Raw genomic sequence first — 12956 nt, forward strand, 5'->3', positions numbered from 1 at the left:
GTTACCCTCCAGAACGTACGCGTATCCACGGACGACCGTCATCCCACTGGATATCGACCGGAACATCGTACGTATGCTTAATTGTATCTTGTGTCAAAACTTCATGTTTGGGGCCAGCTGCCGCAATACGTCCATCACGGATCAAGGCCACATGTGTAAATAAAGGTACGATCTCTTCAACATGATGTGTTACATACACAACTGTAATGTTACGCTGGCGCAGACGATCAATCTCAGCCAGCATTTTCTCACGTTCATATAAGTCTAGCCCGGCACAAGGCTCGTCCATAATCAGCAATTTTGGCTCAGCCATTAATGAACGAGCAAGCATGACTTTTTTGCGCTCCCCTTGGGATAACGTTCCAAGCGGGTTGTTAGCCAGGTTGGCAAAACCCATGTCATCCAGCAAACTCTTAGCCTTTGCTTTTACTTCATCAGGAATTGTCTGATAAAAACGCAAAAAAGCATAAGCTCCTGTAGCGACGACCTCCCATACCGGATCTCTTGGCGTGAGTTTCTCAATTAACGTTTGGCTGATATAACCGATTTCCTTACGAACTTCCCTGACGTCACATTGTCCATACAGATTACCGAGCACTTCAATGCGCCCCTGGCTTGGAAACATATATCCATTCATCATTTCCAACAACGTTGTTTTGCCAGAACCATTCCGGCCCAGAATAACCCAATGTTCGCCTTGTTCGATGCGCAAATGTACGTCATCCAAGATTTGATTTTCTTCTCGTCTAAGTGAGACATGTTCCATCGAGATTATACTCATTTCAGCACCGCCTTCCGGATCTCCGAGAGCAAATGCTCTACAGAGCTCATCCGATAAACCATTTTTGGAACATCTAACTGGCCATCAAAGAGCATCACTGCTGGAACGCTTGAAATTTTAAATTGTTGTACAAGTTCAGGAATGTCATGAATGTTCATTTCGAATAAAATACCTTCTGGCAGCATGTGCTCAACAACCTCTAACATACGCCGTGCTGCCGCACATGTCCCACATAAAGGGGTATATATAAATACAGCCTGTGGCATGCCTTCCCATACACTGCGCATTAACATTTTGGATGTAATTGGCTTCATTAACTTTCTTCTCCCGCGGCAACACGCAGCATGACCTCACCCGTCATTGGTCCATTATGAATGGTTACCGAATCCGGTTTATTGCTATATAACATCTCGTACATCTGGCGTTTCCCAAACATACTGGACGTATGCAAATAGATCTCGCGCGGAAATAAACCTTCTCGTACAATAGATGCCGCGACCTCACCGCCATTTGGCGAATCTGGACCAAGCTCATAATCCAGAGACAAAATGTCCACGTCACCTTCTCTTAGCAGCATCAGGCACTCTTCAGCATTCGTTGCCAGAACAAATCCTTTCGGACATGCCCGATAGTCATCCAAAAAAACATGCATACAATCGCTCCTCTCCCCATTATAACCAGGAACGCATGAGCGCTATATCATCACGGTGCGTTCCATCTTCGCCCGTTTCTGTCTCGAGCACAACAACCGCATTTTGGAACTCAGGCGCGGTTAACAATGCTTTCATTGATTCATTTCCGATATATCCCTGTCCTATCCTCGCATGTCTATCCTTACACAAACCAGACGCATATTTGGAATCATTAAAATGTACAGCAGCAACATTATCCCAGTATCCGAGCATCCTGCCTTTATCAAGCATCGCCGCTTCGTTGCCTGACGACCACAAACCTGAAGCAAAAGCATGGCATGTGTCAAAACAAAAAGCAATATGCTCCGGATATCGACTCAATTTGCGAATCTGTATCAATTCTTCCATTGTCGTGCCCATTGGGCCATGATCACCTGCCTGATTTTCAATCAGCACCTTCGAATGTCCATTCCAATTCTCCAAGGCGGTATCCAGACAATGAATGAGGTTCTGATAACCCTCCAGCGGATTGTTTGTTTTGATATGTCCAAAATGGACCACCGTCCCGACAGAACCACAAGCATTCGAAATTTCAAGATCATTGCGAATAGAAGCTATTGTAGCATGAAACCCCGCCTCTCCACGGGTCATGCCCAACGCCGGATTCGTGGGATAGGGTGAATGGGCTATCGAAGCAAGTCCCTGCTGTTCACACCAATCCCTGCACTGCTCAGCATCCTTGAGGTCCAGACTTTTCAGGCTGAGACTACGCGGGTTCTTCGGAAAATACTGAAACGCCGTTGCCCCCATCTCATACGCTCTCTTGGCTGCCTGAAGAAATCCGCCTCTGGTGCTGACATGTGCCCCGATACCGGTTTTAGGCCTCATGCTGGCATTTCGGACAGAAGAACGCCTTCTTGCCCGTAATTTCCACTCGTTCAATCGTTCCCCCGCAGCGCGGACAAGTCTCGCCTTCCCGATCGTACACTCGACATTGCTCGTCAAAGCTCCCTGTCTTCGTATCCCCTTGCATCAGCGGCATTTCCATATAACCGCCCTCAGAAGCTGCTTCGCGCAACACCGACTGCATCGAATGGAACAAGCGCTCCGTCAACTCTGGTGAAGTCGCGATGTTCTGCGTTTTGGAGCTTGGTCTCAGACCAGCAGCAAAAGCAATCTCATCCGAATAACAGTTGCCAATCCCTGCAATAATATGTTGGTTTACCAATGTTGTCTTGAGCGTACCCCGGCGACCTTTCAACAGGGAAGCAAAACGTTCCACGTTCATCCGTCGATCCAAAGGTTCAGGTCCAAGATCAGACATCGCCTCTTCGGTTTCTTTCGAAGTAAGCAGATGTAAATAACCCAAGCGCAGTCCAATGAAGAATAAAATGTGATCGCCAAACTGGATTTCCACTTGTGTGGAACGATCAGGGCGTTCCTCTTCCGTGCCCCAGAAAATCATACCGCCCAACATGAGGTGCAGCACCAGACGTTTGCCATTAGCCAAGTGGAAAATCAGATGCTTCGCTCGGCGCTCAACAAATATGATGCGATTACCTGTAAGTTCATTGATAAACAAATCAGGCTCCGTATTTATCGTTTTATCGCGGTTAATTACAACACCTGTAATCAGTAGATCAAGTATTTTCTCGGACAGCAAGGTCCGGTAATTTTCCATTTCCGGCAGTTCCGGCATCGTACATTACCCCTTTTTGGAAGTTTGGTCTGCCTCTTGCGACAGCCACTCCATCAATTTATGCAAATCTTCAAACACATGATCAGGTCGAGCCTTCGCTGCTTGTATGTGTCCATCCATATTATCCCGTGTTGTCACACCGGTAAGTACCAACAGCGTCTCACACCCTGCTGCCACTCCAGCTGCAATATCAGTTCGCATATTATCTCCGATCACTGCCACTTCATGAGACGCCAGGTTTAGTCGGCTAATGGCTGACTTCATTATAACACTCGATGGCTTGCCAATAACGGTAGGATGAACTCCGGTTGCTGCTTCAATTGCTGCTCCAATAGTCCCCGCCCCAGGTGTCAGTCCATCATCGGAAGGAAGCTGCAGATCCGGGTTGGTCATGATGAATTTTGATCCCGCATTAATCCACCTTAGCGCCTTAGTCAGCTTATGATAGGAAAATTCACGGTCAATCCCCTGTATCACGTAATCTGGTGCATCTTCCGTCAGCTGTAGTCCTGCTTTTTCTATGGCTTCCAGCAGTCCTGCTTCTCCAATACATGCCACTTTTGCACCTGGGGACTCTTCAGCAACATATTCAGCAGCCGCCACAGCAGAAGTACATACTTGAGACGCGTCGGCAGGTATGCCCATCCCGTTCAGATGATCTGCCACACCTTGTGGTGTACGGGAAGAATTATTTGTTACGAATAAATACGGCTTTCCTAGCTCTTGCAGTGTTCGAATAAGCTGATCGGCTCCTTCGATATGATGTCTGCCATGATAGAGCGTACCATCCAAGTCAATCAGATAGGCCTTAATCACACATAGCACTTCCTTTCTTCATTCCATTAACGTTTCATGCCCTTAATCATTTACCTCGAACTTGACCGCGAACCTATGTATTCAGGCAAAAAATAATGGCTTGCTGACATATGCACGCAACAAGTCGAACCGGATCGAACACCGACGGTTTAACTCGCGCGTCTTCTGTACAAGCTTGTCATTTCCTGCGCTTTCCCGGAAAATAATTTGAATCATTTCCCTCTTCATATTGCCCATCCTACACGCTTTCTGACCAGATTGCAAAAGGGACCGCGGGAGTTCCTCTCCCTCAGTCCCGTGCAATTACCCGCATCTTTATATGACGTGTTTAACCGTGCACTGGTTCGCAATCCGGGTTAAGATTCTTGCTTGCGATGCACGACAGGAATAAGCTGGTGTTCGTTTGCAAGTCTGGTATTCGGGAATACGGACTGCGCCTCTTCCAAAAGTGGCTGAAGTTGATCCTCATCCTTATAGCGTGAACTGAAGTGAGTCATGATTAGTTGCCCTACATTGGCTGCTCTAGCCGCTTCTGCCGCTTGTTTAGAAGTACTATGATAGTACTCATGCGCTGTATCGGCCAGATCATGCATGAATGTAGCTTCATGTACAAGTACATCTGCATTGATGGAAAGTGGCTGGACATTGTCACATGGACGTGTATCACCCAATATGGTGATCACCATGCCTCGTTTTGGCGCTCCCAATACATCTTCTGGACGAAGCGAATCACCGTTATCCAGCGTAATGGTTTCTCCACGTTTCAGCCGGCCGAACAATGGGCCTGGTTTCAAACCGTATTCCGCCAGTTTGGCTGGGTCCAGGCTTCCTGGACGATCTTTTTCTGTGATCCGGTATCCATAGCTATCAATCCGATGCTCAAGCAAAGCAGCTTCCACGATAAAACTGTCATCCTCGAACAGGACGCCGCCCGTATGTTCCACGATATTCAAATCATAGTTAACCCGGGATTGGCTCAGCTCCATTGTTGTACTGATCATTCGTTCCGTACCTGGCGGACCATACACGGTTAATGGTGTGGTGCCACCTTGATAGGCTCTGCTCGAAAGCAGTCCTGGAAGTCCAAATACATGATCACCATGCAGGTGAGTAATGAATATTTTCTCCAATTTACTCAGTTTAAGCGGAGAACTTAAAATCTGGTGCTGCGTTCCTTCCCCGCAGTCAAACAACCACAAAGCTCTGCGCTCATCCAACATGCGTAGCCCAATGGAAGTTACATTCCGTTGAAGCGTAGGTACACCAGCATTAGTTCCCAGGAAATATAGTTCCATTCTGGATCGCACCTCTTTCTGTTGCCAGCAAAAAACCTCCGACAATGCGGAGGGCTTTGCCTGACACTCTACTGAATTTATGCCTTCTCTACATTAAAATACTTAGCTTGCGGATGGCTGAATACCATCGCTGATACGGAAGCTTCAGGTTCCATCATGAAACCTTCCGTCAATTCCACACCGATATCCTCAGGCTGTAGTAACTTGAACAACGGCCCTTGGTCTTCCAGATCCGGACAAGCCGGATATCCAAAAGATACTCTGATCCCTTGATAACGTGCACCGTGACGTTGCTTCATGGTCATTTGGGCAGAATCCGGGAATCCCCATATATCTCTCATCATATGATGCACACGTTCAGCTAATCCCTCTGCTACTTCAAGCGCTACGGATTGCAGAGCATGCGAGCGAAGGTAATCCCCTTGATCTTTCCACGCAGTGGATAGTTCACGCACACCGTGTCCGGCCGTAACAACCATGAAACCAACGTAATCCATCTGACCGGATTCAACAGGTTTCAGGAAGTCGGACAGGCACAGGAACGGCTCGACTTTTTGACGTGGGAACGTAAATGTATGCAAAATATTACTGGTGTCCTTTGGATCATAGATAATGACGCTGTTACCACTGGATTGAGCCGGGAAGAAACGATACATGGCATGTGCCTGAATAATCCCGTCACGAACAGCCTCTTGCATGATATCATCCACGACTGCTTTCAGGTCGGTAGCCTTCTTATCACCTGAAGCAAGCAGTTGTTCTACTGAACCGCGCAATCCCAGATGATGTCCAAGCAACATCTGCATGTTCACATATGGCAGGATATGTGATAATGGGTAGTTACGCATCGTATGCCGCTCCAGATCAGGCGGGACAAGAACCGGATGATCTACAGCAATATCCGAACGCTCCACTCGCGTAAGCTCTGGAAGAGCCTGAACAGCTACAGCACCTGAAGCATCAGCTTCTTTTTCTGCTTCCATCTCCAGTTGCATCGCTTCACGTGAAACGGGATTCATCAATTTGTTCGCCAGATCCAGACCGTCCATCGCGTCTTTGGCATATACAACCATTCCGTTGTATTCGGGACGGATACGATTTTTGGTGAATTTACGTGTTAGCGCCGCTCCGCCAACCATAATAGGCACATCAATACCTGCTGTTCGCAAATCCTGAGCGGTAAGAATCATCTGTTGCGCTGATTTTACCAATAGACCCGAGAGGCCGATCGCATCGACTTTTTCTTCTCGGTATGCCTCAATGATACGTTCTGGTGGTACTTTTATACCCAAATTAATGATCCGGTAACCGTTATTGGACAGGATGATCTCTACCAGGTTCTTCCCGATGTCATGCACATCGCCCTTGACCGTGGCCAGAATGATCTTGCCTTTAACCGAAGTCTCGTTCTTCTCCATGAATTGCTCCAGATATGCTACAGAAGCCTTCATAACCTCCGCACTCTGCAACACCTCGGCTACAATTAACTCATTGTTGTTAAAGAGACGACCTACTTCCTCCATCCCCCGCATCAGTGGACCGTTAATCACTTGAAGTGCTGTGTATTTGGCAAGTGCCTGTTCGAGATCTGGCAGCAATCCTTCTTTACTTCCTTCTACTACATATGAAGCGAGACGCTCTTCTAATGAAAGGTTCGAGATTTTTTCCTTCTTCTCAACCTTCTTGTTACGGAACGCTGCTACGAACGCCGCCAAAGTTTCATCATTCGTGTTATATAAAAGCTCTTCCGAGAGCCTGCGTTCTTCTTCTGGAATGGACGCATAACGCTCCAGTTTCTCTGTGTTCACGATGGCATAGTCGAGACCTGCTTTGGTACATTCATACAAAAATACAGAGTTCAGCACCTCACGGCCCGCTTCAGGCAGTCCAAATGAAATGTTACTAATCCCGAGGATCGTATGACATTCTGGCATCGCTTCCTTAATCACTCTTATACCTTCAATGGTTTCTTTCGCTGAACCGATGTACTGTTCATCTCCAGTACCAACTGGGAACACCAACGTATCAAAAATCAGGTCTTCTGGTTTGAGTCCATATTTGTTCACCAGCAAATCGTAAGAGCGCTTGGCTACGTCAAGCTTGTCTTCCCGACTAATCGCCTGACCCCGTTCGTCAATCGTTCCGACAACTACTGCACCACCATATTTATGAAGCAACGGTGTAATCAGCTCAAATTTCTCTTCGCCATCCTCAAGGTTAATGGAGTTAATTATCGCTTTACCTTGCGAGTACTGGAGAGCCAGATCAATTACTGAAGCATCTGTCGTATCGATCATGAGAGGAACCTTTACTTTTTTCACAACCAATTCAAGGAACTTCACCATGTCTTCAGACTCTTCGCGGTCTGGATCTTGTACACACACATCGACAATGTGCGCTCCATTTTTCACTTGAGCACGTGCAATTTCCGAGGCTTCTTCATATTTGCCTTCTACAATGAGGCGTTTGAATTTCCGTGATCCCAGCACGTTCGTACGCTCACCAACCATATATGGACGATTGTCCTGTTCAATATAGATTGGTTCTATACCAGACAATGCTGGTGGATGTGTTCCGTTCATTTCTCTTGGGGGGTACTGGGCAAGTGTATCGCGCATAGCCCGAATATGTGCAGGGGTTGTCCCGCAACATCCACCAGCAATATTCAACCAGCCCTGTTCGGCAAAAGCACCAATCTTCTGTGCAAGCGAGTCTGGTGACTCATGGTAATTACCATTCTCATCCGGAAGACCCGCGTTCGGGTAACAACTAACGGCAACCGATGCCATTCCGGAAAGTGAACGAATGTGATCACGCATGAACTCTGGACCCGTAGCACAGTTTAGTCCTACCGAAATTGGGTTAAGGTGTTCTAAGGATATATAAAAGGATTCGATGTTCTGACCTGCAAGGGTCGTTCCCATCGGTTCTATCGTTCCTGATATCATCAGGGGCAGTGTAACACCACTCTGTTCGAAGGCCTGCTGAATTCCAATGCTGCCTGCTTTTACATTGAGGGTATCCTGTGAGGTTTCGAGTAGTAGCGCATCAACGCCTCCCTCTATTAAAGCAAGCGCTTGCTCCAAATAACTGTCGATAAGTTCCTGGAACGTTACTCCCCCAGTTACAGACAGTGTTTTGGTTGTTGGTCCCATCGCTCCTACTACATAACGTGGAGATTCAGGTGTAGAGAAACGATCAACCGCAGCTTTCGCAATTCTGGCTGCTTCTAGGTTGATCTCGCGTGCCCGATCCTGAATATCGTATTCAGCAAGCACAACGGATGTGGCACCAAATGTATTGGTTTCAATTAAATCGGCGCCAGCCTCCAGATATTCTTCATGAATGCGCTGGATCAGCTCTGGACGAGTAAGCACTAACATTTCATTACATCCATCCAAATCTTCGCCGCCAAAATCTTCGCCAGTCAGATCAACTTGTTGAATCATGGTCCCCATTGCACCGTCGAGGATTAATATTCGTTGTTTTAATGCATCGTGTAGACTAATCTTATCCAATATCTTCACCCCCGCAAAACGTTAAATCTTAGTTTAACAGAAACTAACTTAATGTGAAAGATCGGGTTTGGTCCCGAAAGATGGCGGGTTTGCACGAATATGAACGGAATTTGAGAATCGACAAAAACAAAGCAATCCGATATAATTCAATTAAACCAAGTGGAAAAGAGGGAAAGAACATGGCTGAAATTGTTATCCGAAATACGAACGAACGCATCACTGGTGACGAAAATGTTCGAAATTTCTTGAACAAATACGAAGTATTATATGAGAAGTGGGACGCTTCCAAACTGAACACTGATCTGCAAAATAACTTTGGATTAACTGATGAACAGAAAACCGAGGTTTTGGAAACTTACGATTATGAAATCAGAGATTTGGCTGCACGTCGCGGATACCAGATCTGGGATGTCATCACGCTGTCCGAACAAACACCAGATATCGAAGAAAAGCTGGCCAAGTTCGAAGAGATCCACACCCACGCTGAAGATGAGATTCGTGCAATTGTTGCTGGTAAAGGAATCTTTGTTATCAAAGCTACAGATGATGTGGGCTACTTTAATGTAGAACTGTCTCCTGGAGACGTTATCTCTGTACCTGAGAATACACCGCACTTCTTCACTTTAATGGAGAACAAACAAATTATTGCTGTACGTCTGTTCATCGAAAAAGATGGCTGGATTGCAGATCCATACCCTGATCCTACTTTTATCAAACAAGCCTAACACTCTCGTGTTACAACTTGCTTAACCAAAACCCCTGTTCAATTGAACAGGGGTTTTCGCATATGCATATGGAGAGTAGTATACAACATCGGTGCATTATATAAAATAATGCGGGTATTTCGCCTTAATCGATTCCTGTTCAATAACAACTAGTCTAAGATGAGCTTCCATCACCTGAACAGCTTGCTCGGTCTGACGCTCTGTGATAAGACGATAAATCTCTTTGTGTTGGGAGATAATGACCTCCAGGTTGGAGTCCTCGGCTAGACGTAATAAACGCAATCGATTAAACGGGATATTCAGTTGTTGCAACATTTTCCATGTTCTCAGCTTACCCGTGCCCTGGAACAAAATCTGATGAAACTCTTCATCCAGTTCAAAAAGCCGATAGAAATTGTTTTTTCCTATACAGACTTCCTGCATTGCAATGTTGGTTTCAAGTCGAAATCTGAACTCTTCAGGAAAAGAAACACAAGCCAAAGTAACGATTTCCTTCTCCATCTTCTCCCGCATAAACCTGCCTTCTTCCACATGCTCCAGATTAATATGAGAGACGATCGTTCCACTCTGGGGAATAATGTCCAGCAGTTCTTCTTCAGCAAGCTTCATGAATGCTTCTCTAACGGGTGTTCTGCTCACCTGCAGTTCATCTGCAATCTCTTTCTCTGAAATCTTGGTGCCCGGCTTAAGTTCCAGGTGAAGAATGCGTTCTTTTAACAGGTTATATGAATATGCCCGGGTCGAGCCTCTAATTTTTTGATTAAGTGACATGCCTAGACCTCTTTCTATCAGCCGTATTCATTCATCTTAGCACAAATTACCGTTCCACTTATATATCGGTGTGAAACGGTAATCTGGCCAACATCAACTAAATTATTTCTTGTTTTCTTTGTAAGCTTTGTACGTATCATTTGCCAGCTTCAGATAATTAGATAATCCTTGACTCTCCAGCTCTTTGGCAAACGTATCAAATTCAGACAAGTTCCGCTCACCCAAGATAAATTTAAGTGTATTTTGATCCGAATAGTCTTTCAGTGGTGTGCTCAGAAGTGTCACCCGTTCACGATCTTCTGAAGAGTAAGGAATTGGTGGTTCTGCCGGGATCACTTCCTTGGTATCCTTCATGTCTTGTTGGAATTTCAACTCTTCTTCACTAAACATGGATTGCAGCAGATCTGTCGTACCCCCGTAGGCAAATACTCCACCAGAGAAACCAAAGTCAATACGCAGATCCTTCGTGCCTTTAGGATTCAAGCCATTGTAGTTCACATCTTCTACCAATTTACGTTTTCCGCCCTCTTTGGTAAATGTTTCGCCTTCAACGCCCCATTTGGCAAACTCTTGACCCTCATCACTGTAGTATAACCAATCCACAAATTGCATAATGGCTTTGAAGTTTTCGCTTTTTTGAATTTTCCCGGATATCATGACACCGTTTTCAAGTCTGGAGCCAGACATTAATTGCCCTTTTGGTCCACCAGGTACTGTAATCTTTGCAACTGAGTATTTACCTTCTCCAAGCGTTTTGTTCATATCATTTCGGTGCAGCACCACCGTTTGGGAATTACCATTAATCATGAATGATTTGCCGGATACAAATTTCTGTACAGCCTGATCATCATCCTGTGTAAAACTTTCTTTATCGAGCAATCCTTCGGATACCAACTTGTTAAAGTACGTTAGCATCTCTTTGTATTCTGGTGTTGTAGCTGTGTATACAAATTCATCCTGATCTTCCTTATACGTCAATCCGTTACCAAAACCCCATCCAGCCTTGGTACCAAAGCCAGTAGCAGCGATGTTCAACGTACTATTGAATTGGAAACGATCCGAGAATGGAATGGAATCCGGATAAATCTCTTTCAGTTTCTTCGCTGCATCATACAATTCGTCCCATGTGGTCGGGATGGCGATGTTATTTTCTTCAAAAACATCCGTTCTTACGAGTAATGTGTAATCTGGCCATACTTCTTCATGCAGACCCGGGAGTACATAGTACTTTCCATCTTCCTGTCGAAGTCCTTCAAGTTCATCTTCCAGATCCCATTTTTCCACTTTATCCTTGAAGTTTGGCATCAAATCAATATAATCACTAATTGGCAGGATCGCACCGGATGATACAAATGCAGACTCTTCACCAGGGTACGTTTTAGGAATAACCAGTGGTGCATCACCGGAGCTAATCAACAGAGATCTCTTCTGAGGGTAATCACTCATGGGTACAATCGTTGGCTCAAGCGTAACACCCGTCAGTTCGGTAATTTTATCAAAAAGTAACCAGTCTTTTTTATACGGATAACTAGGTTGATCACTATATAGTATGGAGAGATTAAATGGCTCGGTCGCCTTGAATGTATCCCCTACATTGTACGTCTCCATCGCTGCCTTGGTTTGAACTTCTGTGACGTCACCTCCAGCTCCGGTACCGCTGCTACATGCTGCCAGAACAACGGTCATCATTGATGCCAACACCATTTTACCAACAAACTTACGTGGCTTTTGATTCATTTAGGTTATCCCCCTGAATTTGGTTTAGGTTGACCTTGCCATAGAACTTTTTAAACAACCTCTAAAAGTTAATCATGTGAATCAATTTGTCTGGTACGCATTACTGTTTAACAGACCCTAACATGATACCGGTTACAAAGTATCTTTGGACAAATGGATAGATGGTAAGTATCGGCAAGATGGTTAATACCATCGTTACTGACTTAATATTGGCAGCAATCTGTGTCAGGTTATCAGCTGAGGTTGCACCGGCAGATGCCCCACTTGTCGCTCCTGCAATCATATTGCGCAAATAAATGGTGACCGGGAACAGTTCTTTTTTGTCCAGATACAGAAAGGCTGGGAACCAGGAATTCCAATGACCTACTGCGTAGAACAGCACCATGGTTGCCATAACTGCTTTACTAAGCGGCAATATAATGCGTAACAAAATCCCGTATGTGTTCAAACCGTCAATGGAGGCAGCTTCCTCCAGTTCTTCAGGCATATTTTCAAAAAATGACTTCATGATCAGCATGTTATATATGCTAATTGCGCCAGGAACAACAAGTGCCCACATGGTGTTGTTGAACCCAAGGGAATTAATCAACACATAGTTTGGAATCAATCCACCACTGAAGAACATGGTGAATACGGCAAACATCGTCAGAAACTTGCGACCCATCAACCTCTTTTTGGATAGGGCATATGCGAAAATGGTCGTCATGAACATTGAGATTATCGTACCTACTACAGTGTAGATAATCGTATTTTTATAATTCGTCCAGAACATGCTGTCACGTGAGATGGTTTTGTATGTCTCCACATTGAATCCTCTTGGGAACAAACTAACCTTACCTGAATTAATATAGGACTCACTGCTGAAGGATTGTGCCACGACATTTAAGAATGGATAAAGTGTTATAAATACCACGAACAGCAGAAAGATAACATTGAATACTTTAAACACCTTGTAAGATCTGGATTCCTGCATGATGCTCCT

12 protein-coding genes are annotated in these 12956 nt (G+C 45.3%); 1 reads left to right on the top strand and 11 read right to left on the bottom strand.

What is annotated here, in order from left to right; genetic code table 11:
- Position 1: 1 nt before the first annotated feature.
- The 8 genes from MKY44_RS16335 to metH form a co-directional block, all read right to left on the bottom strand.
- Entirely contained in the window at positions 2–781 is a 780-nt protein-coding gene (locus tag MKY44_RS16335) for an ABC transporter ATP-binding protein (RefSeq protein ID WP_445670653.1), read from the bottom strand.
- The gene (locus MKY44_RS16340) at positions 778–1095 is read right to left on the bottom strand and encodes a thioredoxin family protein (RefSeq protein WP_074095486.1); all 318 of its coding nucleotides are present in this window, start codon (positions 1093–1095) and stop codon (positions 778–780) included. Before MKY44_RS16340 ends, MKY44_RS16335 begins: the two co-directional genes overlap by 4 nt.
- On the bottom strand, positions 1095–1433 hold the full coding sequence (locus MKY44_RS16345) for a cyclic-phosphate processing receiver domain-containing protein (RefSeq protein ID WP_017688046.1): 339 nt from the start codon (positions 1431–1433) through the stop codon (positions 1095–1097). Before MKY44_RS16345 ends, MKY44_RS16340 begins: the two co-directional genes overlap by 1 nt.
- Positions 1434–1452: 19 nt before the next feature.
- Entirely contained in the window at positions 1453–2301 is an 849-nt protein-coding gene (locus MKY44_RS16350) for a deoxyribonuclease IV (RefSeq protein WP_341009875.1), read from the bottom strand.
- The gene (locus MKY44_RS16355; protein WP_091029323.1) at positions 2291–3112 is read right to left on the bottom strand and encodes an Fpg/Nei family DNA glycosylase; all 822 of its coding nucleotides are present in this window, start codon (positions 3110–3112) and stop codon (positions 2291–2293) included. Before MKY44_RS16355 ends, MKY44_RS16350 begins: the two co-directional genes overlap by 11 nt.
- Positions 3113–3118: 6 nt before the next feature.
- A complete protein-coding gene (locus MKY44_RS16360) occupies positions 3119–3928 on the bottom strand; it encodes a TIGR01457 family HAD-type hydrolase (protein ID WP_341007884.1) in 810 nt (269 codons plus the stop codon).
- 356 nt (positions 3929–4284) lie between these two features.
- The gene (gene rnz, locus MKY44_RS16365) at positions 4285–5223 is read right to left on the bottom strand and encodes a ribonuclease Z (RefSeq protein ID WP_017688042.1); all 939 of its coding nucleotides are present in this window, start codon (positions 5221–5223) and stop codon (positions 4285–4287) included.
- 77 nt (positions 5224–5300) lie between these two features.
- A complete protein-coding gene (gene metH / locus MKY44_RS16370) occupies positions 5301–8741 on the bottom strand; it encodes a methionine synthase (protein ID WP_341007885.1) in 3441 nt (1146 codons plus the stop codon).
- 179 nt (positions 8742–8920) lie between these two features.
- Between metH and MKY44_RS16375 the strand changes: the two genes are divergently transcribed.
- Positions 8921–9466, top strand: coding sequence for a cupin domain-containing protein (locus MKY44_RS16375; RefSeq protein ID WP_047843398.1), 546 nt, complete (start codon positions 8921–8923; stop codon positions 9464–9466).
- 96 nt (positions 9467–9562) lie between these two features.
- On the opposite strand, the gene MKY44_RS16380 is transcribed toward MKY44_RS16375, so the two are convergent.
- From MKY44_RS16380 to MKY44_RS16390, 3 genes are all read right to left on the bottom strand, one after another.
- Positions 9563–10237 carry a GntR family transcriptional regulator gene (locus MKY44_RS16380; RefSeq protein WP_091020712.1) on the bottom strand — a complete coding sequence of 225 codons (675 nt, stop codon included), beginning with the start codon at positions 10235–10237 and terminating at the stop codon, positions 9563–9565.
- A gap of 102 nt (positions 10238–10339) precedes the next feature.
- Positions 10340–11974 (bottom strand): ABC transporter substrate-binding protein, encoded by a 1635-nt coding sequence (locus tag MKY44_RS16385; RefSeq protein WP_341007886.1) that lies wholly within the window; start codon positions 11972–11974, stop codon positions 10340–10342.
- A gap of 100 nt (positions 11975–12074) precedes the next feature.
- Complete coding sequence (locus MKY44_RS16390; protein WP_341007887.1) at positions 12075–12947, bottom strand: carbohydrate ABC transporter permease; 873 nt, start codon at positions 12945–12947, stop codon at positions 12075–12077.
- Between the last annotated feature and the right edge of the window lie 9 nt (positions 12948–12956).

Source organism: Paenibacillus sp. FSL R7-0026, assembly GCF_038004485.1.
GTDB lineage: Bacteria > Bacillota > Bacilli > Paenibacillales > Paenibacillaceae > Paenibacillus > Paenibacillus xylanexedens_A.